The organism is Paenibacillus sp. H1-7, from assembly GCF_022354825.1.
Classification (GTDB): Bacteria; Bacillota; Bacilli; order Paenibacillales; family NBRC-103111; genus Paenibacillus_S.
The window spans coordinates 4,748,837-4,774,292 of the sequence record NZ_CP031168.1 but is presented as its reverse complement, the minus strand read 5'-3'; the positions used below and the strand labels follow the sequence as shown (position 1 = coordinate 4,774,292).

The 25,456-nt window shown below is 49.8% G+C and carries 17 protein-coding genes; 14 read left to right on the top strand and 3 right to left on the bottom strand.

Annotated elements, in window-relative coordinates; translation table 11 throughout:
* Window positions 1-25 precede the first annotated feature (25 nt).
* The 4 genes from DVH26_RS21105 to DVH26_RS21090 all read left to right on the top strand — a co-directional run bounded on the left by DVH26_RS21105 (window position 26) and on the right by DVH26_RS21090 (window position 4,702).
* A complete protein-coding gene (locus tag DVH26_RS21105; RefSeq protein ID WP_239625040.1) occupies window positions 26-1,267 on the top strand; it encodes a Tm-1-like ATP-binding domain-containing protein in 1,242 nt (413 codons plus the stop codon).
* A 36-nt stretch (window positions 1,268-1,303) separates the two neighbouring features.
* A complete protein-coding gene (locus DVH26_RS21100; protein WP_239625038.1) occupies window positions 1,304-2,125 on the top strand; it encodes a phosphoenolpyruvate hydrolase family protein in 822 nt (273 codons plus the stop codon).
* A gap of 55 nt (window positions 2,126-2,180) precedes the next feature.
* Complete coding sequence (locus DVH26_RS21095; RefSeq protein WP_239625036.1) at window positions 2,181-2,927, top strand: sulfite exporter TauE/SafE family protein; 747 nt, start codon at window positions 2,181-2,183, stop codon at window positions 2,925-2,927.
* Window positions 2,928-3,373: 446 nt separating this feature from the next.
* Complete coding sequence (locus DVH26_RS21090) at window positions 3,374-4,702, top strand: ABC transporter substrate-binding protein (RefSeq protein WP_239625034.1); 1,329 nt, start codon at window positions 3,374-3,376, stop codon at window positions 4,700-4,702.
* 49 nt (window positions 4,703-4,751) lie between these two features.
* On the opposite strand, the gene DVH26_RS21085 is transcribed toward DVH26_RS21090, so the two are convergent.
* The gene (locus tag DVH26_RS21085) at window positions 4,752-5,636 is read right to left on the bottom strand and encodes an AraC family transcriptional regulator (protein ID WP_239625031.1); all 885 of its coding nucleotides are present in this window, start codon (window positions 5,634-5,636) and stop codon (window positions 4,752-4,754) included.
* A 157-nt stretch (window positions 5,637-5,793) separates the two neighbouring features.
* On the opposite strand from DVH26_RS21085, the gene DVH26_RS21080 reads away from it, so the two are divergent.
* Together DVH26_RS21080 and DVH26_RS21075 are read left to right on the top strand one after the other, a co-directional pair.
* Complete coding sequence (locus tag DVH26_RS21080) at window positions 5,794-7,980, top strand: family 78 glycoside hydrolase catalytic domain (protein ID WP_239625029.1); 2,187 nt, start codon at window positions 5,794-5,796, stop codon at window positions 7,978-7,980.
* A gap of 57 nt (window positions 7,981-8,037) precedes the next feature.
* On the top strand, window positions 8,038-8,925 hold the full coding sequence (locus DVH26_RS21075) for an AraC family transcriptional regulator (protein WP_239625027.1): 888 nt from the start codon (window positions 8,038-8,040) through the stop codon (window positions 8,923-8,925).
* Window positions 8,926-8,960: 35 nt separating this feature from the next.
* Here the strand turns inward: DVH26_RS21075 and DVH26_RS21070 are convergent, their stop codons facing one another.
* Window positions 8,961-9,845: an AraC family transcriptional regulator gene (locus DVH26_RS21070; RefSeq protein ID WP_239625025.1), complete on the bottom strand. Its 885-nt coding sequence runs from the start codon at window positions 9,843-9,845 to the stop codon at window positions 8,961-8,963.
* A 196-nt stretch (window positions 9,846-10,041) separates the two neighbouring features.
* Here DVH26_RS21070 and DVH26_RS21065 point away from each other — a divergent pair, with 196 nt between their 5' ends.
* From DVH26_RS21065 to DVH26_RS21045, 5 genes are all read left to right on the top strand, one after another.
* Window positions 10,042-10,380, top strand: coding sequence for a hypothetical protein (locus DVH26_RS21065; protein WP_239625023.1), 339 nt, complete (start codon window positions 10,042-10,044; stop codon window positions 10,378-10,380).
* A 39-nt stretch (window positions 10,381-10,419) separates the two neighbouring features.
* Window positions 10,420-11,592: an MFS transporter gene (locus DVH26_RS21060; RefSeq protein ID WP_239625021.1), complete on the top strand. Its 1,173-nt coding sequence runs from the start codon at window positions 10,420-10,422 to the stop codon at window positions 11,590-11,592.
* A gap of 115 nt (window positions 11,593-11,707) precedes the next feature.
* Window positions 11,708-12,040, top strand: a complete 333-nt coding sequence (locus tag DVH26_RS21055) for a winged helix-turn-helix transcriptional regulator (protein WP_239625019.1) — start codon at window positions 11,708-11,710, stop codon at window positions 12,038-12,040.
* A 340-nt stretch (window positions 12,041-12,380) separates the two neighbouring features.
* Window positions 12,381-13,109, top strand: coding sequence for an NAD(P)-dependent oxidoreductase (locus DVH26_RS21050; protein WP_239624993.1), 729 nt, complete (start codon window positions 12,381-12,383; stop codon window positions 13,107-13,109).
* 14 nt (window positions 13,110-13,123) lie between these two features.
* The gene (locus DVH26_RS21045; protein WP_239635448.1) at window positions 13,124-13,582 is read left to right on the top strand and encodes a DUF2269 family protein; all 459 of its coding nucleotides are present in this window, start codon (window positions 13,124-13,126) and stop codon (window positions 13,580-13,582) included.
* A gap of 161 nt (window positions 13,583-13,743) precedes the next feature.
* On the opposite strand, the gene DVH26_RS21040 is transcribed toward DVH26_RS21045, so the two are convergent.
* A complete protein-coding gene (locus DVH26_RS21040; RefSeq protein WP_239624990.1) occupies window positions 13,744-14,631 on the bottom strand; it encodes an AraC family transcriptional regulator in 888 nt (295 codons plus the stop codon).
* Window positions 14,632-14,744: 113 nt separating this feature from the next.
* Here DVH26_RS21040 and DVH26_RS21035 point away from each other — a divergent pair, with 113 nt between their 5' ends.
* The 3 genes from DVH26_RS21035 to DVH26_RS21025 all read left to right on the top strand — a co-directional run bounded on the left by DVH26_RS21035 (window position 14,745) and on the right by DVH26_RS21025 (window position 25,425).
* The gene (locus DVH26_RS21035) at window positions 14,745-15,695 is read left to right on the top strand and encodes a DUF1861 family protein (protein WP_239624988.1); all 951 of its coding nucleotides are present in this window, start codon (window positions 14,745-14,747) and stop codon (window positions 15,693-15,695) included.
* 190 nt (window positions 15,696-15,885) lie between these two features.
* Window positions 15,886-17,181, top strand: coding sequence for an ABC transporter substrate-binding protein (locus DVH26_RS21030; RefSeq protein ID WP_239624986.1), 1,296 nt, complete (start codon window positions 15,886-15,888; stop codon window positions 17,179-17,181).
* A gap of 309 nt (window positions 17,182-17,490) precedes the next feature.
* Complete coding sequence (locus tag DVH26_RS21025) at window positions 17,491-25,425, top strand: SpvB/TcaC N-terminal domain-containing protein (protein ID WP_239624984.1); 7,935 nt, start codon at window positions 17,491-17,493, stop codon at window positions 25,423-25,425.
* Window positions 25,426-25,456 lie beyond the last annotated feature (31 nt).

Sequence of the window (25,456 nt, the reverse complement as noted above, 5' to 3'; positions counted from 1 at the left end):
AACAGAGCCATAAGGAGCTGAGGATATGAGGAAAAAAGCGATTCTGATCGGAGCCCTGGATACGAAGGGACAGGAGTACCTTTTTGTCAAAACGACGTTGGAAGCTTGTGGTGTAGCAACCTATGTGGTGGACACCGGGATTCTTGGCGAACCATTGTTGTTCCAGCCGGATGTAACGGCCAACGAAGTAGCTAGAGCAGGCGGAGCCTCGATTGAGGAGCTTCGCCGTCTGAATGACCGGGGGACGGCAGTTGCAGTGATGACGCGCGGAGCCGCCGAAGTCGTTACCGCTCTAGAGGCTCAGGGGCTTGTAGGCGGCATCTTCGGAATGGGCGGGACAGCAGGTACGACGGTTGCGGCTTCGGCGATGCAGGCGCTGCCTATCGGTGTACCCAAACTGCTGGTTTCGACGGTCGCTTCTGGGAATACAAGACCCTACGTAGGCGTGAAGGATATTATGATGATGTATTCTGTAATCGATATTGCCGGTATGAATCGATTGTCTCGCCGTATCTTGAGCAATGCGGCTTATGCGCTGGCCGGAATGATTCAGCAGCAGGAGTCGGAACAGGAGCTGGCGGAAAGCGAGAATAAGACAACCATTGGAATCACGATGTTCGGTGTAACGACGCCTTGTGCAACCCGCGTCAGGGAGAAGCTGGAGGCGAATGGCTTTGATCTGCTTGTTTTCCATGCCACGGGAACCGGGGGTCAAGCCATGGAGGAACTGGTCAAGGCCGGCTATATTCAAGGAGTCGCAGATATCACGACTACCGAGCTGGCCGACGAACTGGTCGGAGGTATCTTTACAGCAGGACCGAATCGGTTAGAAGCGTCTGGTGCTGCAGGAATACCACAGGTAGTATCTGTGGGTGCTCTTGATATGGTTAATTTTGGTCCTCCGGAGACGGTACCGGATCGGTTCAAGGACCGGTTATTTTATCAGCATAATCCTACGACGACTTTGATGAGAACTACGGTTTCGGAGAACTCGGAGCTGGGGCGTATTCTTGCAACCAAGCTGAATGCAGGCAGTGCGCCTACAGTCGTTGTTTTTCCAAAGGCAGGCGTTTCATTATTGGATATGGACTCCAAGCCTTTTGAGGGAAAGGAACAACGCCAAGCCTTATATGATGGCATTAAACAAAATTTACGAAGCGACATCCTGCTGATAGAACTGGAGCACGATATCAACCATCCGGCTGTAGCCGATATCATAGCGGACCAGCTGCTGCAATTGATGCAGCAGCCTGTTAAAGGATCTTGAGCAAATAATTAATTAGGATCAGAAGGGGATTAGACGATGGCCATTGCAAGACAGGACATATTGAAGCGACTGCGTTCCCAAGTGGAGCAAGGGCGATTTATTGTAGGTGCCGGTGCAGGAACCGGTTTATCGGCAAAGTGCGCCGAGGCCGGCGGAGTCGATTTAATTATTATTTATAACTCGGGAAGGTACCGAATGGCAGGCAGAGGCTCTCTGGCCGGTCTGCTGCCATACGGGGATGCCAATCAAATCGTGGTTGATATGGGGGCCGAGGTGCTGCCGATCGTGCGTGATACTCCGGTGCTGGCCGGTGTATGCGGAACAGATCCATTCAGAATCATGGATGTGTATTTAATGCAATTGAAGGCTATGGGCTTCTCCGGGGTCCAAAACTTTCCAACTGTCGGATTGATGGATGGTGTCTTCCGTCAAAATCTCGAGGAAACCGGCATGGGCTATGACCTCGAGGTCGAAATGATACGAAAAGCGCATGAGCTGGATCTGCTGACAACTCCTTATGTCTTTAATGAAGAGGAGGCCATCAAGATGGCCGAAGCCGGGGCGGACGTCCTCGTGGCGCACGTCGGCCTGACAACGAAAGGAAGCATCGGAGCTGCTACTGCACTTACGCTGGATGAATCCGTCGACCTCGTACAGCGAATTCATGATGCGGGGAAATCGGTAAAGCCGGATATCTTGGTGATCTGTCACGGCGGGCCGATTTCCGAGCCGGAGGATGCCGGGTATGTGCTTAAGCGGACCCGCGGTGTGTCCGGTTTCTTCGGCGCTTCCAGCATCGAGCGGCTGCCTACCGAAATTGCCATTACGGAGCAGGTGCGCAAGTTCAAAAGCTTGTAAGTCACAGGTGCCGTTGCGTCTGCAGACAGGGTGACGGGAAGGGCGGGGAGCAGGAGTGCTTGCGCTAAATGGCGGAATGATTGCGCTGTTGATCACGGTCGGTATCTGCGCAGGATTCGCGAAAACCGGAGTGTCCACAATGAACATCTTGAACGTGATGCTTATGAGCCAGGTGCTACCGGCCAAGGATGCCGTCGGTTTATTGCTGCCGATCTTGATACTGGCGGATATCATAGCAGTTACCTATTATCGCAGGGACGTCAAGTGGAGGCTGATGCTCTCGCTGGCGCCTTGGGTGCTGGTAGGGCTTGGAGCAGGGTATGTGGTCTTATTGTTTACGACGGACCGTCATCTTCAGGTACTGCTTGGCACTATCATTGGTGCTCTTATTCTACTGCAGCTGTTTAGAGACAAGTGGGGCTTCAGGTGGGAAGAAAGTCTGCCCCGATCGGTGTGGTTTACTGCCCTGATGGGTGCGGTTGCCGGCTTTGCTACCATGATCGGTAACGTCTCAGGGGTTGTGATGGCGATATATCTCATGGTCAAGAAATTGTCGAAGCAGGAGATTGTCGGGACAGGGGCTTGGTTTTTTCTAGCTGTCAATCTAATTAAAACTCCATTTTATATTCAGCTAGGCATGATCACTTGGAGCTCCGCCTCTGTCGCTGTATGGGTCATTCCGGCAATCGCGGCCGGGGCATACCTAGGGATTAAACTCGTACCGCTCATCCCTCAGAAGTGGTTTCAAATGATCATCCTGCTGCTGGGGGCGGTCGGCGCTTTTCGCCTGATAGTAGGCTAAAAGGATTGGATGTTACAACCAAGCACCAAAGAGAGAGTGTCGACTGACAAGAACAATATCTCATTAATTGCCGCGTAAATCGCGGCTTTTGTGTTTTATGGGAACAAGTTCTTATCAAAATGCAATGACAAGAACTTGATCCCATTCCGATGGGCATGCCCCATCATGTGAGGATGCCACAGATATTGCACGGCGAAAAGAGCGATATCCGCGAATCATCATTCCCACCCCGATCTGTAACCATTTCTCAGCATTATTAGGCATCAGCGGAAAAGAGATAAATTTCTCTATAACTCGCTTATCAGAAAACTCAGCAAATTCAGGTAATTATTACACAAGATTGCATAATTTTTTTCTCCTTCTTTAACATACAATGGAAAAACGAACTATCCCTATCCAGTAATGAAAACCCTTTCATTCGTTTATTTTTAAGGAGGTCATAGGTTATGAAGAGATACACACTTCCCTTGCTGGGCGCGATGGCGCTGACTGTCATCTTGTCCGCTTGCAGTAACGGTACCGGTACAAATGCTGGTGAACGCGAACCAAAGCAAGATACCCCCAAGGCGGATAGCAGCAACGACAAGGCAGAACTGGTCATTTACGGAGCCGCCGGGAATACCGAAGAGGAGTTTAACAACCGATGGGGCGACTACATCAGGAAGAAATTCCCCAATTACCAAATTCAATATATTATGAATCAAAAGGGAAGTTCTCTTCCCGAGCTGATCACGGCAGGCCAGCCGATTGATATCATTTTCGATTCAATTGGCGGAGCGCCCGGCAACCTTGTTCAAAATAATTTCCATTACGACATTTCCGAGCTCGTCAAAAAGCATAATGTCGATTTGAACCGTTTCGAGCCAACTTTTATCGATGCGGCCAAGCAGTTGGGCGGTCTGTACGGTCTTCCGGTCAACGGCGGGGGACTGGTCCTTTATTATAATAAGGATATATTCGATAAGTTCGGCGTTCCCTACCCGAAGGACGGGATGACGTGGGATCAACTGCTGTCTCTCTCCAAGCAAGTGACCAAGAACGATAACGGCAAGCAGTATGCCGGCTTCGCGGCCACCGTAACACACTCGATGCGGATGAACTCTCTATCGTTAAATATCATTGACAAGAAGACGGAGCAAGCAGCCATCGATAACTCGATATGGAAGCCTTACATACAAACAATCATTATCGATCCTATCGTGCAAGACCCTTCCTATAAAGAATTTGTAGCGCAGAAGAAAGGAATGCTGTCTACAAACGATTTTGCCAAGGAGCAGAATCTGGCAATGTATGTCATGAACTTCGGACTGCAGTATGCGGTGAAGGAATTCGAGACATTGAACTGGGATATGGCCGCTCTGCCCACCTTCAGCGACAAGCCCGGAATAGGCTCGCAGCCTTACCCGAACTATTTCTTTATCACCTCCTCCAGCAAGAATAAGGACGCCGCTATGGAAGTGCTGAAATATGTAACATCGGATGAGCATGCCGTCATCGAGTCGAAGAAGGGCAATATTCCGGTGCTGAAAAGTGAAGAGGTCAAGAAAGTGTTCGGACAGGAGTCGGCTTTCAAAAATAAAAATATGAAGAATGCCGTATATCATAACCAATTCGCCGTTCCGCATGAGAAGTCGTTATACGACGACCGGGTCATCAATGCGCTTAACGGCGAGGTGATTAGAGTTATTTTTGGAGAGATCGATCTGAATACGGCATTCCGCACGGCACAAGAGAAGGGCAATAAAGCTATCGAAGAAGCGAAGCTGAAAAAATAAAGAGCAAGCAAAATGTCCCCTCGACCATCCAAGGCATCGAGGGGACCATTTATGTCCGGTGCTTGATCCGGTATTCTCGCGGGGTCATCAGCAAGTGCTGCTTGAACAGGTGATTGAAGTGGCTTACGTCGCGGATGCCTACGCTTTCGGCGATCTCGATGATTTTCTCTTCGGTCTCGCGGAGCGGTTTCAGCGAGGCACGAATCCGCACTTCGTTGCGGTACTCGGTGAATGTTTTGCCGACCATCTGCTTGAATTTGCTTGTGAAAGTCGTCTGGCTCATACCGCACATCCGGCATACCTGCTCCAGCTGGATCGGCTGGGCATAGTGCAGCTCCAGAAATTCACACAGCTGGCGGATCGCTTTGGATTCATTGTTATGGAACACCGGCTTGACGACTCTCTGGTCGTAGCAGCGGCTGAGGTATATGAGCAAGTCAATCAGCTGCGCTTTGATGGAGATCCGGTAGCCGAGCGCTTTCTCGTCGTATTCTTTGAAGATCCGGTCTATGCGCTGCTTCATTTCATGCCCTTCCAGAAGCGAGAGCTTCAAGTGGGAATCGAAATCGAGGTTTTCCCGGAGAAACGGCTCGACATAAAAGAAATCGAGGAAGGGAGTGACCGCTGACAGCGCTTCCAGCTCCGACGTCAGGAAGGACGGCATAAACATGATATTGTACACCTTCAGCGGGACATTGCCGATGACTCGATAGTCGTGCTCAACTCCGGGAGCAATGACGAACGTATCGCCCTTGGAGAGGGGATAGGAATTCCCTTTGTACAGGTGCTCTCCATGCCCCTCGGCTACATACACGAGCTCTATAAAATCATGATAGTGAGGCTGTAAAGCCCTCGTCGGCATGGTCAGGAACGGCAGAATCGCGAATGGAAATTCCTCGCATTCCAAAAACTGCTCTTTTGAATATAAAAACATTTCGGGCAACCCCCTTCATACAGCATCCAACTTTATTGTAGATGGAGCGGCAGATCGGCGTCAATTTCCCTCTAACTTTAGAAAAATAGCCCAAGAATTTGTTTCGCGAATCGGCTAAGATGAAGTCAGGAATAATCGGCAAGCTCCTGGGAGAGGGATGATGGAATTGGAATTGGAAAAGCATTGGGTTGCCCATTGGATAATGGACCAGCGGTTTCAAGAGCTAAGTCCGCTTAACGTGTATCACAAGGAAAACGTTGACAATCCAGGATATGTTCATCTGGCGGAGCTGCAGAATGTACATATGCTGGTTAGAAAAACCCTCGAGCTGGATGAATGCGCCGGGGAATGCTATATCGATCTGACAGCCGACGATTATTACAAATTGTATGTCAACGGGCACTTTGTAGGCCAAGGACCTGCCCAAGGAAACTATTATCACTATTTCTACAATCGCTTTGATATCGCACCTTATCTTCAGCAAGGGGAGAATGTCATTGCGGTTCATGTATATTATCACGGACTGATTAGTCGCTCCTACAACAGCGGAGACTACCGGCAGGGACTTATTGCGGAGGTCCGCGTCGATGGGGAGCTTGCAGTGCAGACGGACGCCTCTTGGCGATACCGGCTGGCGGAGGAATATGGCCCGACAAGTGTGATCGGGTACAATACGCAATTTCTTGAAAATATAGACAGCCGCCTTCAGGCGAAGGGCTGGCGCGAGCGCGGCTTCGACGATTCCGCGTGGTTAGGCGTCAGCGTTCGTGAAGACGATGACCATAGGCTCGTCCTGCAGCCAACGCCAGTATTAAGCGTATACAAGAAAGCGCCGGTGATGATTCAGCCTGTCGAAGGCGGAGTGCTGCTTGATTTCGGCACCGAAATTACCGGTCAGTTTACGATGAGAGCACAGGGAAGTGCTGGCCAGACAGTAGAAATACGCTGCGGCGAGGAGCTGACCGATTCGAGAGTGCGCTACAAGATGAGGTGCAACTGCACTTATAACGAGACCTGGACGTTATCGGGAGAAGTAGATGAGCTGGAGCAGTACGATTACAAAGCGTTTCGTTACGTCGAAGTGCTGGCGGAGCCGAGTGTGGCAACACTACCGGACTCTATGGCCGCTGTCGTTCGCCATTACCCGCTGGATGAAGAGGCATGCAGGTTCGAATCGTCCGATCCGCTGCTCAATTCAATCTGGGCGATATGCAAGAACGGGGTAAAATACGGCACTCAGGAAAATTACGTGGATTGCCCTTCCAGGGAAAAAGGCCAGTATTTGGGTGACAACACGATCATCACCCATGCACATGCCTATTTATCCGGAGACTTGGCCATGTTCCGCAAGGCGATTCAGGACTTTGCGATTTTGTCCGCGGCCGTCTGTCCGGGATTCATGGCGGTAGCTCCGGGGCACCTGATGCAAGAGATAGCAGACTTCTCTCTACAATGGCCCATGCAGCTGCTTCAATATTACAAGCAAAGCGGAGACAGGCCGTTTTTGCAGGCAATGTATCCTGCAGCCGAACGATTGATGCTGCATTTTGCACAATATCAAAGAGAGGACGGTCTGCTCGATTCGGTCAACGACAAATGGAACCTCGTGGACTGGCCGGAGAACCTGCGGGACGGGTATGATTTTCCCCTCAAAAAGGGCAGCATAGTTGGCTGCCATAATGTCATCAACGCCTACTATTACGGCGCGATGCAGGCTATGAAGGACATCCGGGAGGCGCTGCAGCTGCCCGCTGAGGACGATTCGGCATCATTTCGCGAGGCGTTCCTGCGCGTATTCCATGATCCGGAGAAGAGGCTGTTCGTCGACGCAGAAGGATCCGCACACACCTCGCTGCATGCGAATGTACTGCCGCTGCTGTTCGGTCTCGCGCCGGAGCAGTCGAAGGAGCAGATCGTGCGGCTCATTGCCGAGAAGCGGTTAAGCTGCGGCGTCTATATGGCTTACTTCGTTCTGGAAGCCTTGGCAGCCGCCGGCGCTTATGAGCTGTTGTATGAGCTGATCGTCTCCGAGGATCTGCATTCGTGGGGCAATATGGTCAAAGAGGGCGCTACAACCTGCTTTGAAGCCTGGTCGAAGGAGCTGAAGTGGAACACAAGCTTATGCCATCCGTGGGCAAGCGCACCGATTCCTCTGTTGATCGAGGAAATCATCGGTCTGAAGCCGGCCGAGCCGGGCTGGACGAAGATTAGCTTTACTCCGCATTTGCCCGGCTCCCTAACGCAAATCAAACTCAGCTTTAGAATTCCTGCAGGAGAAATCCACTTTGAGTATGACAATGAAAATATTCATCTAGTCGTTCCAGACGGGGTGACCGTAGTCTAAGGACAATGGCAAGTCGGCAGTATCGCCAAAGCTAATAAGCTGGAGGGGGATCGGACGATGGAGTATCTTGGACGCAATCGCAATAATGATACATCAGCGATCCGCTTGGTAGTATCGCCAAGCGCCAGAGCCAAGACGATGTTCTATTATATGCATGAAATCGGAAGCTTTCACCAAAGACCCGATCCCTCGCTTAACCAATGCCCTATACCTTCATTTATGATTCTATACACCTACTCGGGTCATGGTGCGGTGACTTACCGTGGGATCGAATACACGCTTCTGCCGGGGCACGTATTGTTCATTGACTGCACGAGCACACTCTTCAGCTTCTCGAACCGGTACGAGCAGTGGCATGCGATCTGGTTCCGCTTTAACGGCTGCTCCAGCTCAAGCTACTTCGATCACATCACGAAAGGCGAGGGACCGGTGCATCGCATTGAGAACCGTTCTCCGATACCGCTTATTATGGAACAGCTGCTGGAGCAGCAAAGGCAAGAAGACAGCAGGACAGAGGCGGTCAGCTCTCACCTGATTACACATATATTGACGGAGCTCCTGCTCCTAAGCGGTGAGCTGGAAGAAGCCACAGCCCCCGGGATGATGCCTATGTATATCCGTCGTGCGGTTGATTATATCGACACCCATTATACAGAGGGGATTACGCTCGCCCAATTGTCCAAACTTTTCGCTGTCAGCAAATATCACCTCGCTCATGAATTCAAGAAATACACCGGGTTTGCGCCTAACAAGTATGTCATTCATGTACGGATCAGAGAAACAAAGCGAATGCTGAAGGACTCGGATCTGTCCATTACGGAGATATCTGAACGGGCTGGCATTGAAAGCGTCACGCATTTCATAAGTCAGTTCAAACGTGAGGTGGGGTGGACGCCGCTTGCCTATCGCAAGAAATACCGTCAATCATCTCCGCCATTACCTTGAATGAATGGGGCCAACTTCCCGTGTGAAGAATCTGATTAATTTAACTGGCTTTTACGATATTGAATGGGAGTAAAGCCTGTTATCTTTTTAAAAATCCTACAAAAGTAAGGGAAATTAGGTATTCCAACCAAAGAACCGATCTGTTCTATAGATTTTGATTCTGTTTTTAACAACCAGCAAGCTTGTCTTATTCTTCGAGCGATCACATATTCGGTGATGCTTCCCCCTGTTTCGGCCCGAAATAACCGAGAGACATGATTCTTGGAAAGATGGAGTTCCTTTGCTAATTCAATCAAGTCAAAAGGTTCCGAATAATGCTCTTCCACCCAATTCATTATTTTTTCAGCATGGCTATCCGGACGTGCGACTCCTCCAAATCCCCCAATATGTAGTGAGATTAGATAGTCTAGAATGTTGAGAATCAACATGGACGCAGTCTCGTGGTCTTCATCCTTTTCGTTCCACCCCGAAACCAATTCATTAAATCGTTCAAGAACGCCTAACATATAAGTCGAGTCGCGCTCATCACGGAACACCTGATTGGACATTTGCTCCTTCCATACCTGCTCAAAAAAACGAGAAAGCACAGAAAAGTTTTTGAGATGAGGTGCAACGATAGAGGGCTCAAAGGTTAAAACCGTTCGTACATATGGATTTTGAGGATTGGCATCAAATTGAATACGGTGAAGCTGGAAGGGTTGTAAAATCACTACGCATCCAGCCTCTAATTTATAAATCTTGCGGTTGAGGGTCAGGGTTCCTTTTCCTTGATGGACAAATAAGACCTCAATCCCTTTATGATAATGGTAAGTAATAGGGGGACACTCTGAGGACACCGCCCTATATTTAAGTCGTATCCCCCGGTTATTTAGAACATGAAATACTTGTGCACGTTCATCCATTTGATTTGTGTGTTTCAATGACGATCACCATCCAGCCATCTATTCTAAATTATCATTTGAGTGATATTTTGTGACTGAAGAATATAACTTTTTTGACCAAAAAATAAGCTATGATAATAATGTCGATACCCTCTAATTATACGATGTAGTAATTATTGGTGACAATGTTGCTTGCAAAGAATAAGGATCACATACCTTTGGAGGTGGGCATAGAATGACTTTCGTTTTAGCGACTCTAAAAGAGGACGAATACACCGAGTTATTGGATGGAATCAAAGATATTCTGAAAGAATGCTATCAGATAACAGAAGACGAGGCGATGGTAGTTATTCATGAAGGTAATGAAAAAGCGCAAGAATTGTTAATTGATTATTTGCCCTATATAGACTCCATCCATGAAATTATTAGCGGAATTAGGGACACCCTGGACAATCATATGAATCTAGTGTTTCAGGAAGAGGAAATACCAAATAAAATGATTTATGAAGCAGCTGCGTGGTACGCGTTTGAATATGTAAGATGCTACTATAAAAGCACGGTAAATTTCGTGTAATGGCATTACCGACTAAATCAGGGGAAGGCGAAAAATCCGATGGCCGGAAAATCAACGTACGTGTACATGTCCGTGTATTATTCGCTGGTATTTATGGCGCTAGGCGCCTTCAGTAACTATATTCCGATCTATTACAACGACATCCGGCTCGACCATTTCCAGATTGGTCTGCTCTCGACCGCAGGAGCGATTACCGCGATGATCGCTCAGCCACGCTGGGGATTGGCCGCCGACAGAGCGGCATCGAAAAACCATCTGCTTCTTGTGGCCCTGCTGCTGACCTCTGTCCTCGTCTGGACGCTGCCTGCGGCAGGCAATCAATTTTGGTTACTATTCGCGTGCACAATTGTGTTCGGCGCCGTCCAATGCGTAATCAACCCGCTCGGCGACACGATTACGCTGGAGATTTCCCGCAAGTCAGGATTTAACTTTTCACGCATCCGCACAGCAGGATCCATAGGTTATGCTTTGATGGCGGTTATTGCCGGCTGGCTGCTGGACCGTAACCTGCATTATATGTTCCCGTTGTTCTCTGGGCTCGTGTTCGTCGCCTTCTTGCTGGCTTGGGGCATCCCTAAGGTGGAAGGCCATCAGCACAAGGCGAAGGTGGAGCTGAAACAGCTGTTCACCAGCAGAAAGCTGGTTCTGATCTACTTGTACACGCTGGTGGTAAACTGTACACTGGGCTTTTTTACGACGTTTCAAGCCGTCTACAGTAAGGAGCAGGGGCTGAGCACGGCGCTGATCGGCCTTGGGGTCAGTATAGGTTCGGTCAGCCAGTTTCCGTTCATGCTGTTTTTTCAACCCCTTTACCGAAGGTTCGGGATCTTTAAGATTTTGCTCTGCTCCGGGATTATCCTTGCCGTACGGTGGATGCTGTTCAGCGTCTCCCTAAGCCCGGCCGTCTATTTGGCAACGTGGGTATTGCACGGCGGGACGTTCATGCTGTTTTACTTATGTCTCGCCGAGTACGTGAGCACCCATGTGCCAAAAGAGTTGAAAGCAAGCGGCCAAATGATGAATTCTTTGACGATGAACGCCATCAGCCGCACAGTGGGTTCACTGTTAGGCGGACTGTACGCCGGCTGGTTCGGCATCCGTTCAGGGTTTATGGTCAGCTCCTTCATCTGCATTGCTTCAGTAGCGTTGTTTTGGTATTATTATAAGCCAAACGATGAGGAACAAATGGAAATTGAAGGGTCCGCCCATTAGGTGCGGTTTATCCTTTTTAGTTTCAATGATTGACTTGATTGTAGCGCTATCGTAAAATTTTGTTATGTTAATTTTAGGTAATGCACTTGCTTAAAAGTAAGGGGATGATCTATCAATGATTCATCAGCTTGAATGTCCAATTGAGACACTCATTCATGTTTTAGGCGGCAAATGGAAGCCGATGATTTTATGGCATTTGATTGAATCCAAAAAGAGATTCAACGATTTGGAAAAGCTTATACCTGATGTTTCACAAAAAATGCTTTCACAACATCTCCGAGACTTGGAACGAGAAGGCATAGTCGATAGAACGGTTTACCCTGCTATCCCTCCCAAAGTAGAATATTCTCTTAGTGAATATGGCAGAACATTGATTCCTGTAGCAGAAGTCATGTGTGCTTGGGGAGAAAATCATAACAAGCGGAAACATGAAGAGTCAGCGTCATAAAGCTGGTTCAATGAACTAATACACTAATTCAATCAACTCAAAGCAAAAGCTGCCACGGGATTCCGGGCAGCTTTTGTTTATCCACAGTCCCACTCCTGATAGAACTCATTATCGGGGTTGAGATAGTAACACTCCTTATCATGTAGAAATGTCCCCAAATCTATCTTTAGAATTTTCCACCTGTCCTCCCGACCTCCACAAATAATTATGGTATCCCTTTCTGTCATGCTTACTTTTAAGTAAGTACCCTACTTTAAAGTGGGTTCTTAACATAATTTTGAAGCGATGCTAAGCTTGAGTTAACCAAATATTAGTGTCTAATTAAGAGGAGGAAAGAACAATGAAAATTATCGTTTTTGGAGCTACGGGGAATACAGGGAAAAGAGTGCTGGTACAAGGGATAAAAATGGGACATGAAATGACCGCATTTGTGCGAAATTCTGAGAAGCTTTATGATCAATTAGGTGAGCATTCCGCAAAGCATGTGAAGGTGATCGTGGACGATATTATGGACCCGGTTAGCGTTGGTGAGGCGCTCGCGGATCAAGATGCCGCTATTATTGCAGCCGGCCATGCGGGCCAAGGAGAAGAGTTTGTACGTCTCGTCGATAACATTATAAGCCAATGTGAACTTCAGCCTAGTTTCTCTGGGCGGGTATGGATAATGGGAGGAGCCGGCCTGCTGGACATTCCATATACGGATCTTATCGGCAACAATTTACCCGGTTTCCCGCCGGAGTATAGAAATCACAACCGGAATTTCGAAAGGCTACAACAGACTCAACTCGATTGGTCCATTATGTGTCCGGGAACAATGATCGATTCGAGAGAGCATCCAGATCCGGTTCATCTACATGTAACAACGGAAACCTTGCCCGTTTCGGTTCCGGAGACGATCAAGGAATACTCCGAGGCAGATATAGCCGGTCACTTGTTCAGCAGACTTCAAGAGCTGAATGTTACTTATGACGATGTCGCAATATGTATGTTGGACCATCTTGAGCTCGGAGGAGCGTTTAAAAGAAAAAGGGTCGGTCTAGCCTATCAAAGCAATATTACGGTGCGCTGAGGAGAAGGGGGAGAATAAGTTTGTTAGGATTACTGCTCGTTTTGCATATATTGGCTTCGATCTCCATAATTGGCCCCGCTTTCGTGTTACCCATCATTCGAAGATCCGCTAGATCCGTCGGTCAGCTGCACTTTGCTTTTGGTATAACGACCAAGCTTGCCATAATGCCTAAAATTGGCGGAGCCGTACTTGTTTTAACCGGGGTTTGGCTTATGATCATAACCAAGATGGGGTTATCTCAAATGTGGCTGAATATATCCATCCTTTTATCGCTGCTCATGGTCGTCATGATCGACGGATGGATCGAACCGCGTATGAAAAAGATCATAAAGATCATATCTGAAAGTCAAGACCAGAGTAATGAAATACCCGCCGAGTTCGGACTGTTGATCAAAAAAATCGTACCAATCGAGACGGCAGCACAGCTGCTGATGATTGCCATATTGGTGCTTATGGTCGTTAAGCCATTTTGAAAAAGCCGATGGGAACACTTTGAAAAGTAGTTGACCAAATGTGGGCGGAGCCGATCCCTGAGAAAGCTTACAAGGAAGTCAAGTGAAACAACAGAGCTGCCGGACGCCCCTTATATTGGTGCGTCCTCTACACAAGACGGATCGCGAGCATACGAGGTGATTTAAGGTGCCGTTTCTGACTTTAGCGTCTTCATTTTACGATATTCAGACGGTGATATCCCCTTGATGTCCCGGAAAATCCGTGAGAACGTATTATACGATCCGTAGCCGACTTCCAGTGCGATTTCGGATACGCTCATCTCGGTTGAAACGAGAAGGCTGCACGCATGCCGGATGCGAAGATCCTGAAGGAAATGAACGTACGATTGGCCTGTAGCTTGTTTGATTATTTCACTGACCCGGGAGATGCTCAATGAGAACTGCTTGGCAATTCCGCCTAGCGTCAATCCCTCCTGATAGTTGCTGTTTATATAGTGGATGATCGGCCAGACGGCTCCTGCTGATTTGACCGAGGCAGGCTCCCCGTTCGGTGTTATTCCATTCTTCCTCCGATAGCGGTCGAACCGAATGAGAAGCTCCTTCAGCTTAACCTGCAAATAGCTGTTCCGCCATAGGTCGCTGCCGGAGTATTCCTCCATCATCTCCTCAAGCAGATTGTCCGTCCGCGTTTTCTCTTTCCCCTCGAACTGAACGAAAGAAGGCATCCCTTCGGAACCATTGACCATGCCGTTCATCAAGTCTTCTTGATTCGATTCCATGAGCAATTCCATACTGAATCGACAATTGTACAGAATTAGCTCCGATCCCTGATCGGTAAACAATTCATGAATTTGATACGGCAGCAAAAAAGAAAACGTCCCCGCCTCCATCCGATGCTTGACCCCATTGATCGTTTCCCAGCCGGTCCCGCTCTTGACGTAAGAAAATTCCAGGTAATCCTGCCGGTGGGAAGGGTAGCCTTTCTTCAGCCTATTAATTAGGAGCTCGAACTGGAACGGGCTGTCCTTAGTAGAATAGTCTTTTAAATATCTTGGGAATTGTGACATCATAGCAGTCCCCTCAGAAAAAATGGGATAATTATCGAAAAACGCGTTAGGCTTTTATTCTTCATTTATTTTACCATAAATTAAGAAAGTGAGTGCTTATATCAGGAGGGAAAACGTTGAACCGGAAGATGCAAAGAATTGAATTTGAACAGACAAAAAAAATTTATGAGAGTGTGACATTGGTGTTTCATGGTGTGGACGGTTTTGATGTCTACAATGTTTCGATCCCGTTCATACGGGATGGGAAGCGGTATTTGTTCGGGCGGATAGAGCGTCGAGAGGAATGGGCCCGCTCTTGGGTCAGACTGTTCGAGGAGACGGGACAGGATGAATGGACCGTGGTGAAGGATAGCATGATTTATACGCTGGAAGACCCTTACATCACGGAGATCGGTGATGAGCTTGTCATGGGCGGGACCCATGTACAATATCAGTCCGGAAAATACAGCACGTTTTTCGGTTATTTCTATCGGGGGACCGATCTCCACAATTTATACTACTTCACTACCGGACCTAACAAAATGAAGGATATTCGCCTTGTTCCGTTGTCGGACGGCAAGATTGGCGTCTTCTCTCGTCCGCGCAGTGCAGGGATGAGAGGCAAATACGGGAGTGAGTCCATGATTGGCTTCACGGTCGTTGACAGAATGGAAGAGCTGACTAAGGACGTCATCGAGAACGCACCTTACATCTATGGCATCTTTGGGGAAGGAGAATGGGGAGGTGTTAATCAGGCTTATCTGCTCGACAACGGCAAAATTGGCGTCATCGGCCACATCTGCTACAAGGATGAGGATGAGAACGGCGGGGAAGTGAAGGTGTACCTGAACATGGCCTTCGTCTTCGATCCAACCACCCGTGAGTCTTCAGACCTTCATTTGATCGGAAGTCGTACCTGCTATCCGCCGGGACCTGCCAAGGCTCCACAATTGGTCGACTGCGTCTTTACTTCGGGAATTGTGATGCGTTCGGACGGCAAGGCTGATCTTTACAGCGGCATTGGCGATTGCCAGACGGGACGTATTACGATCGACTATCCGTTCGAGGGACATGGGCACATTGTCTAGTGGAGGAAGTAAGGGGGACTGCGTATCCCACATCGTCACAGTCTACTGTGGAGGTGATTCCGGGATGCTTCCGAACTAATTTCCCCATCATACGGACTGGATTTGTGGCTAAATGGACCGATAAATGTAAGCGCTATTATTTCTATTGCGAGTAACTTTGCCTCAACAATAATGAATGGGGGAAACCGATATGAAAATGAATCGAATGGCCGCACTTTCACTATTATTGTTTGCAACCGCTTGCAGCAGCGGAAATAACGTTAAACCGGCCGGTGAGACTGACGCTCCGCCTCAAGTTTCGACCGAGCCCGTTACGATTAAATTCGCGCTGAGTATGGGATGGCTTGGACCTGGAGAGTTCCAGAAGTATGTCGAGGAGCCGGTGAAAAAGCGCTACCCGCACATTACGATCGAGCCCATCGATTTGTCCAAGCCGGAGAACGGTTTTGATAAGCTGATGGCCGCCGGCAACATACCGGATTTAGTGATGACGGCCTCACCTCTCATTTACCGGTTTGTAGGAACCGGGATGGAAGATAATATTGAACCGCTGATCAAAAAATTCAATTTCGACCTCTCCAGGTTGAACCCGGTCGCAGTAGAATCAGTGAAGTCGGCAAGCCGGCAAAATAACTTAATCGGTCTTCCATGGACAATGCATTTCAGTGGTCTCTATTATAATAAAGATATTTTCGACAAATTCGGCGTTCCGTACCCGAAGGACGGCATGACGTGGGAGGATGCCCGAGAGCTGGCCAAGCAAGTGACACGCATGGAGGGCGGTGTGCAGTATCGGGGCTTGGAGCCGGATAAAACGACCCGAGTGGCTTCCGTGCTGTCATACGGCTTTATCGATCCTGTAGCGGAGAAGCCGACCGTGAACAATGATAATTGGAAAAAAATATTCGAGTTGCTCAAAAGCATCTACGACATTCCCGGAAACAATACACCCCGTTTGGCTGGCGGAGGTACGGATCAGTTTATGAAAGAACGGACTCTCGCTATGCTGGCTTCCAATAACAACCTGCCGATCTTGAAGGATGCCCAGGATTTGAACTGGGATTTGGTCCAGTACCCGTCATTCAAAGAACGCCCTAACACCGGCATGCAGGTCGATGAGTGGATTCTTCACGTCACGGCGCAGAGCAAATACAAAGATCAAGCGTTTCAAGTCATCTCCACAATTCTATCCGACGAGGTTCAAACGGAAGTAGCACGTAACGCGCGGCTGCCGGTATTGAAATCAAGTAACATTGAGCAAGAGTTCGGCAAAAACTTGCCTTACTTGCAAGGAAAAAATGTGAAAGCTGCCTTTAAAGCGACCCCTGCAATAGCGCTTCCAGTCAGCAGATACGATTCGTTCGCGGAAGGTTATATGTCCAATGCCATCATTCCTGTCGCCAAAGGAGAGAAAGATATTAACTCAGCACTGAGAGAAGCGGAAGAACAAATATCGAAAAACATTGAAACGAACCGGCAAAAATAACTCAGCAGTAAAATGGATTAAGGTATATTCAATATAAATAAGTTATAGAACACCTCCCTTGGGAGGTGCTTTTTTATGTGTGAGGGCCTTCTCAACAAGCTACATCCTTGCGCTAACGGGTACGACAACATAATAAACAACCAAGACGTCGATACCAGCATTGATCATCTGTCGTACCTTATGGAATCATTAAATATATCAAATATAAATAATTTATTAGGATCAACGTATCGACATTCTTCGCAGCGAACGGGGCTTATACTAGAAATTGAATTGAGATATTGTTCCATGTCGAAAGGGTGACGGCTATTGGCATCAGACATGAAAGAAGGACAACCTCCAAGCGAGCATCTGTTGAAGAGCCCTGCCATATCGCTGCCTAAGGGAGGAGGAGCCATCCGAGGAATAGGCGAGAAGTTCGCGGCTAATCCGGTGACGGGCACCGGCTCTATGAGCGTGCCGATTGCTGTCAGTCCCGGCCGGTCCGGCTTCGGTCCGCAGCTGGCGCTCTCCTATGACTCAGGCGCCGGCAACGGACCTTTTGGTCTTGGCTGGAGTCTCTCTATGCCATCAATCGCTAGGACGACGGATAAAGGTCTGCCGCGTTATGTTGATGCGCAAGAATCAGACGTGTTTATCCTGTCAGGCGCCGAAGAACTCGTTCCCTTGTTAAGCCCCAATCAGGCTAATGAGTGGGTGTCAGACCATTCGGAGCCTCGCACGATTGGCGGAACGGCCTATCATATTCAGCTGTACCGCCCGCGGGTGGAAGGGCTGTTCGCACGCATCGAACGATGGACGAATGCCGGGAAGCCCAGCGATATTTTTTGGCGCACGATCACGAAAGACAATATCACCTCCTGGTACGGAAGAGACAACCATTCACGTATTTATGATCCCGAGAGTATAGACCCCGAAAGCTCTGACCCCCACAATCCGACACGAATATTCAGTTGGCTGATCTGCATGAGCTATGATGGCAAAGGGAATGTCATGACCTATCAGTATAAACAAGAAGACGGCACGAACGTCGATTTGCAGCAAGCTCATGAGCGCAATCGCGGTAATGGCGGGGACTCCCGGCGGACCGCGAATCGATATATCAAGCGAATCCGTTACGGAAATCACGTGCCGTGGATTCCTAAGCTTGTGGAGGATCAACCTTGGCCGGAGCAGCCCGCCGATGATCAATGGTATTTTGAAGTCGTCTTCGACTATGGCGAGCACGACCAAGACAATCCGGCGCCTGAAGAAACCAAGCATTGGGTGCCTCGGCCAGACCCTTTCTCGACGTATCGGCCAGCATTCGAAATGCGGAATTACCGCCTCTGTCAGCGTGTGCTTATGTTTCATCACTTTCCGGACGATCCGCATGCTCCTGCCGATGCGAAGGGATACGACGGACTGGTCCGTTCGACCGAATTGACATATGAATACGAGAAGGATGCTTCCAGCAGACGCGCACCGGTTTATACGAAGCTTGCCGAAGTGGCGCAGCGTGTCTATGAGCGCAGACAGAATGGAGATTATCGCTCCCGCCAATTTCCTCCGCTCCAGTTCACCTACAGTGATGCCGTTATTCAGACAGAAGTACGGGAGTTGGACGACGAGAGCTTGGAAAACTTGCCGACCGGTATCGATGGCGCCCTCTATCAATGGATTGATCTTGACGGCGAAGGATTGCCTGGCGTCTTGACCGAACAGGCCGATGCCTGGTTCTACAAACGCAATCTCAGCCCGATTCATAGCGATGGCATATTGGAAGATACGCATGTAGCGGCGAAACTGGCGCCATTGGAGCTTGTATGGTCGAAGCCTGCGGCATCGTTAGCGGGCCGTGCTCAATTCCTCGATCTGGCTGGCGACGGCCGTCCCGATCTGGTCCAGTGGGCAAGCGAGACGCCGGGATTTTATGAACGGACAACGGATGGACAATGGACTTCTTTTACCCCGATTGCCGCTTTGCCACATGTCGACTGGAGCGACCCTAACCTCAAATTCATTGACGTTACCGGCGACGGACATGCCGACATTCTGATCAGCGAGCATGGCGCATTCGTGTGGTATCCGTCTTTGGGAGAGGAGGGCTTTGGCTCGGCGCGGCGCGTGAGCAAGCACTGGGACGAAGAGAAGGGGCCGCATATGGTATTCGCCGATTGCGACGAGTTCATTTATTTGGCCGATATGTCAGGCGACGGACTGAGCGATATTGTACGGATTACGAAGTGCGGCACCGTCAGCTATTGGCCTAACCTTGGCTATGGCCGGTTTGGCTCGAAGGTTACGATGGATCATGCCCTTCAGTTGGATTCTTTCGACCAGTTCGATCCGAAGCGAATCCGGCTGGCCGATATCGACGGATCGGGCACGACGGATATTTTGTATTTGTCGCATGATGGGGTACATGTGTATTTTAACCATTCCGGCAACAGCTGGAGCGACGCGACGATCATCTCCGCCTTCCCTAAGCTCGATCATCTTGCCGACGTACAAGCCCTCGATCTGCTCGGCAATGGCACCGCATGTCTGGTCTGGTCATCACGGCTTCCAGGCGATGCGCGGAGTTCGCTGCGGTATATGGACTTGATGGGCGGACAAAAGCCTCATCTGCTGACCAAAACGGCGAATCATCTAGGTTTAGAGACGTCCGTGACGTATGCGCCATCGACGAAGTTTTACTTGCAGGACAAGCAGGAAGGCAAGCCCTGGATCACAAAGCTTCCGTTCCCGGTACACTGCGTAGAGAAGGTGACGGTGCGTGATCAATGGCGCAACACCGCTTTCTCATCGACGTATCGTTATCATCACGGATACTATGACGGACATGACCGTGAATTTCGCGGATTCGGCCGGGTCGACCAGATCGATACGGAGGAGTTCGGTACGTTCGCGGCGGGCAACATAGACAGTCCGTACATTACGGATGATCTAACGCTTTATCAGCCGCCAGTCCAGACCGTCACTTGGTTTCATACTGGCGTGTATCTAGACCAGCGAGATGTGTTAGGCCACTACAAAGACGAATATTTTCCAACATGGTTAGAGAAAGAACGGCAGGGGAAGCGAGTGCTAGGCACTTTCCGGGAAAATGAACTGCCGGAGCCCGATCTCGATGCTGCTGATCTTACGGCAGACGAGTGGCGCGAAGCGTTCCGCGCTTGCAAGGGCATGATGCTGCGCCAAGAAGTCTATGAGCTTGACGTTGACAGCTGGGCGGATCATATTCATAAGCCGGTTAAATTATTTACAGCCGCTAATCACAATTGCCATATTCATCGTGTTCAGCCGAAAGCGGCCAATCCGCACGCCGTGTTCCATGTTACGGAAAGCGAAGCGGTAACCTATCACTACGAGCTTGATCTGCAGCCGGATGAGCTGACTCCCGATCCTCGCGTCGTACACACGCTTAACTTAAGCACCGATCAATATGGCAACATCCAGCAAGCCATTACCGTCGTGTATCCCCGTCACGGCAAGTTTACCGATGAAGATCATCTTTTGCGGGACGATGCAACAGACCTGATTCGCAGAGTACAGTTAGAAATGCATATGTCTTATATCGAAACCTATTACACCAATGATATTCCCCGAATAGATCCGGCTCGCCCCGATAAGGATAACTATCGGTTACGGCTGCCATACGAAGCGATGACATATGAGCTGACCGGTGCAGACTTCCAAGCTGGCGTCGGTTCATCCTTCCGCTACTTAACATTGAAGGAACTGCGCGACTACATGCTGAGCGAGAACTATCAGGATAGCGGAACGGCCGTTACGGCAATTCCCTATCATCAAATGCCAGACGGTATTGCCCTTCAAAAACGGCTTGTGGAGCATACGCGCACGTTGTACTTCGACACGACCTTGGACAAGCCTCTACCGCTAGGACGGATGAATGAATTGGCATTGCCTTATGAGAATTACAAACTGGCGCTTACCGATGTCCTATTGGAATTGGTGCACGATGACCGCTTCAAACCGAACGTTCAAGAGGCGTTGGCGGACATGAGCATTAGCGGATATTTGAGCGGAGATAAGCTCCATGAGCGGTTCGGCATACAAGCCAGCGGACAGTATTGGATGTGCTCTGGCATTGCGGGATTTCACGATGATGCATCTGCGCACTTTTATTTGCCGGAGCGCTACATCGATCCTTTTGGCTATACGACCACTCTATCCTATGACAATCGAGATTTGTACATTCAAGCCAGTACCGATGTTATGGGCAACCGTACCGAAGTAACGAAGTTCGATTATCGTCTGCTGACCCCACGGCAGATGAAAGATCCGAACGGCAATATGTCGGAAGTGATCTATGACATACTGGGAATGCCGGCTGCGATGGCCGTCATGGGCAAAGGAGCCGAAGCGGATCACTTGAGCGGCCTTGAAGAGGACGATAACCTTCTCAATCCGGATTTGGAAAGCATGCAGCATTGGTTCGTTCAGGATGACTACGACGATGCCGCTGCAAGGCAATGGCTTAGCAGTGCTAGCGCTAGACATCTGTATTATTTTGGAGAGACCCTGGACGAAAACGGACAATTGCTGTGGGGGCAGCATCCTCCATGCGCCTGCGGCATTGTGCGGGAGAGGCACTATGCTGATGTCCCGGACAGCCCGGTGCAATGTGTATGGGAGTATTCGGATGGCGCAGGCAGCGTGATCGTGAAGAAAGTGCAAGCGGAGCCGGAAGATCCAGGCGGACCACTGCGGTGGGTCGCTAGCGGCAAGACGATTCTGAACAACAAAGGCAAGCCGGTGAAGCAGTATGAGCCCTATTTTTGCCAGGCGGCGACGGGACACCGATTCGAAGAACCGGCGGAAATCGGCGTAACTCCCGTCATGTACTATGATGCGCTCGGAAGGCTCATTCGTACCGAGTCGCCGGACGGTGCTTACAGCCGTGCTGAATTTACGCCGTGGTATCAGAAGCAATTTGATGCCAACGATACCGTGCTAGAAACTGGCAATGCGTGGTACAAACGCAAGAGCGCATTGACCGCATCCGTCGAGGAGCGGCGCGCAGCCCGAATGGCAACCGATCATGCGAATACGCCTTCGGTCATTGTGCTCGATAGCCTCGGGCGGGAGGTCGTCTCGATCGTTCACAACCGTGTCGGTCCTTCGGATGCGCTTGCTGACGAGAAATATGTCACGTTTACAAGACTCGATGCCGAGGGCAAGCCGTTGTGGATACAAGATTCACGCGGCAATCGGGTGATGCAGTACGTCACACCGGCTCAGCCGGAAGGCTCTTATTTGTTCCATGACGAACGTAACTTCATACTGCAAGGCTTCGTGCCGAGTTACGACATCACAGGCAATATCCTCTATCAGCACAGCATGGACGCGGGTGACCGATGGATGTTGAATGATGCGGCAGGCAAGCCGATGTTCGCTTGGAATAGCAGAGGGTTTATCACCCGATTCCAGTATGACAAGCTGCATCGGCCGATTTGTTCCTTTGTCACCGGTGCGGATCCGGTCGATCCATTGCGGGAGATTCAATTCGAGAAATGGATTTATGGCGAACAGTGGCCCGATGCTGACGAGCGCAGGGAGCGCAATCTGTGCGGCATGCTGATGGAGCATTACGATACCGCTGGAGCTGTCATAACCGATGCTTATGACTTTAAAGGCAACCCGCTTCATACGCTGCAGAAGCTGACGGCCGATTACAAAGCCGTACCGGATTGGGCGCACGATCCGCCGCTGGAAGCGGAGCACTTCGTTGCCCGAACACGGTATGACGCGCTTAATCGGCCTTCACAATGGATCGTTCCGTACAGTACGGCGAATCCGCAGCGGATTCATACTATACAGCCCCTATTCAATGAAGCCGGTCTTCTAGACCGGGTGGATGTGTGGCTTAACCAAACTGCCGAGCCAACGGCGCTGCTGGATCCGGATATGGCAGATCAGCATGTCGTGACCAATCTGGAATACAACGCTAAGGGACAGCGACTTCGTATTCAATACGGCAACGGAACAGATACGATCTATGAGTATGAAGAGAGCACGTTCCGTGTGCGGCGGTTGCGGACGACTCGCGCGACTCGCGCGAGTGGCGGCGAAGTGGTGCAGGACTTGCGGTATACGTACGATCCGGTTGGCAACATCATGCAAATTCGCGATGAAGCGAACGACCGAGTATTTCACAGCAACCAATGTGTACGGCCGGGTTCGGAATACCGCTATGACGCGCTGTACCGGCTGATTGCGGCCACCGGCCGCGAGCATCGAGGCAATGGCGGGCAATACGATTGGGATGACGGCTCCCGCCGAGGATCGGCGATTCTAAATGACTGTACCGATTTGCAGAACTATGTAGAAACGTATCTGTACGACGAGGTCGGCAACATCATGCAGATGCTGCATCATAGCGGGCGTAATCTGGAACAGCCCGGCCAAGTGTTATGGAACCGGCGTTATCAATACGCGGCGGACAGCAACCGCTTGCTGGCGACCCGCTTGCCCGGCGATCCTGCTGACCTTCCTAAGTATCTAGCTGCCGATGCCGACGAGGCTGATTATTACAGCGCCAAATATGGATATGATCTGCACGGCAGCATGGCGTCGATGCCACATTTGCCGCAGATGAATTGGGACTTCAAGGACCAACTAAGCTCAACAACCGGTACGGTCATGAACGGCGATCCGATTCCCGAACGAGTGCCTTCGACTACGTATTATGTGTATGACTCCGCGGGAATGCGGGTCCGCAAGGTAACGGAAACGCAGTCCGGCGCTCTTCATAAGCAGCGTATCTATCTAGGCGGGTTCGAGCTGTATCGCGAATATGAAGGCGATGGGGTTGTAGTGCTGGAGCGGGAATCACTGCATGTGATGGACGATAAGCTGCGGGTCGCATTGATCGAAACCCAGACGATCGACGATGGGTCAGCCGTCGCCGCCCTCAAGCCGCTTGTCCGCTATCAGCTCGGGAACCATCTCGGTTCGGCCTGCTTGGAATTGGATCAAAATGCGGCAGTCATCACCTACGAAGAGTACACCCCTTATGGGAGCACCGCTTATTGCGCAGGGCGAAGTGCTGTGGAGGTGAATTTGAAGCGCTACGGCTTTACAGGCAAAGAGCGGGACGATGAGACGGGGTTTAATTACCACGGGGCCAGATATTATGCGTCTTGGCTGGGGCGGTGGGTGAGTTGCGATCCGATAGGAATCGGGGATGGTAGTAATATTTATAGGTACGGAAGGAATAATCCAGTTGCATTCATAGACACCTCCGGCAGTAACTCCGTGCTTAACTTATTAATGGAAGATGAGAGAGAACGAGTGGAGAAGGAACGGATAGAACAAGCGAATGATCCTTACAATACGGCTGGTGTAACTATTGATGAGGTCAAAGATGCAATGTCTTTAAAAAATGGCGATATGATCGCCAAATATGGTTGGAATAGACGTTTACAAATTTTCGATGCCATGGAGAGAATGTCTCCCAAAGATCTTGCAAAAGCATTGCCTCCTCAGGATCATACGGTGTACTTACAACCTAGCGGTCGTCAAGCAACGGATGCGCAAGAACGGGCGACGGTAGTTGCAGAAAAACTTGAAAATTTCAACCCCGGTACTCCAATTGGCGGTGTAGCCAGAACGGTAGCATATGCAGCAGGAGCTTCGCCAGAAACAGTCGATCATGTTGGTGCAATCGCTGATCAAGCGGAAAGTCTTCTTCCTGTAGTCAGTGCGGGCGTCGCCAACGCCAAAAGAGCAAAACCACAGGGCGGAACATCAAAGCCTGCATCTAAGCCGACAACACAGCAAGTAACTGCCCCAACCGAAAAAGGGAGGGGTGTATGGGAACTCGGAAGTGTCGCTAGAGGGCGGGTCATTGAATCAGAACTTGAGTTGCCCGGCAAAAAAATCAATGGATCCTTCGATGATTTTGATAGAGCCGTTTATGGACCTGAGGGACCGGATGCACCAGTAGCGGAGGTAGGTCAAACGAAGTCACTAGACTTTATGACCAAAGGCTATACTAAAAATCCAAGAAGAATATATACCACTTTAATGAAACGTATTGGAGAGGTAGCGGCAATTGGGGAGGGCGTATGGGAAAAAGGAGGCAACAAAGTGGTTGTCGGTACGGATACCAAAAGAGTATTTGATGTGGCTATTCCGCCTGAAGCGATGACCAATGAACAAGCGGAGCAATTTGATCTACTGACTGAAGATGCGAACGAATTAGGCGTTGAGACCCGAATGCATCGGGTTCGGTGAAGCATTTATTCCAGCAATAAACCAAAGCTAT

Coding starts and splice junctions, on each gene's coding strand:
- DVH26_RS21105 (WP_239625040.1), top strand. CDS start 26: ATGAGGAAAAAAGCGATTCTGATCGGAGCCCTGGATACGAAGGGACAG.
- DVH26_RS21100 (WP_239625038.1), top strand. CDS start 1,304: ATGGCCATTGCAAGACAGGACATATTGAAGCGACTGCGTTCCCAAGTG.
- DVH26_RS21090 (WP_239625034.1), top strand. CDS start 3,374: ATGAAGAGATACACACTTCCCTTGCTGGGCGCGATGGCGCTGACTGTC.
- DVH26_RS21085 (WP_239625031.1), bottom strand. CDS start 5,636: ATGTTTTTATATTCAAAAGAGCAGTTTTTGGAATGCGAGGAATTTCCA.
- DVH26_RS21080 (WP_239625029.1), top strand. CDS start 5,794: ATGATGGAATTGGAATTGGAAAAGCATTGGGTTGCCCATTGGATAATG.
- DVH26_RS21075 (WP_239625027.1), top strand. CDS start 8,038: ATGGAGTATCTTGGACGCAATCGCAATAATGATACATCAGCGATCCGC.
- DVH26_RS21065 (WP_239625023.1), top strand. CDS start 10,042: ATGACTTTCGTTTTAGCGACTCTAAAAGAGGACGAATACACCGAGTTA.
- DVH26_RS21060 (WP_239625021.1), top strand. CDS start 10,420: ATGGCCGGAAAATCAACGTACGTGTACATGTCCGTGTATTATTCGCTG.
- DVH26_RS21055 (WP_239625019.1), top strand. CDS start 11,708: ATGATTCATCAGCTTGAATGTCCAATTGAGACACTCATTCATGTTTTA.
- DVH26_RS21050 (WP_239624993.1), top strand. CDS start 12,381: ATGAAAATTATCGTTTTTGGAGCTACGGGGAATACAGGGAAAAGAGTG.
- DVH26_RS21040 (WP_239624990.1), bottom strand. CDS start 14,631: ATGATGTCACAATTCCCAAGATATTTAAAAGACTATTCTACTAAGGAC.
- DVH26_RS21030 (WP_239624986.1), top strand. CDS start 15,886: ATGAAAATGAATCGAATGGCCGCACTTTCACTATTATTGTTTGCAACC.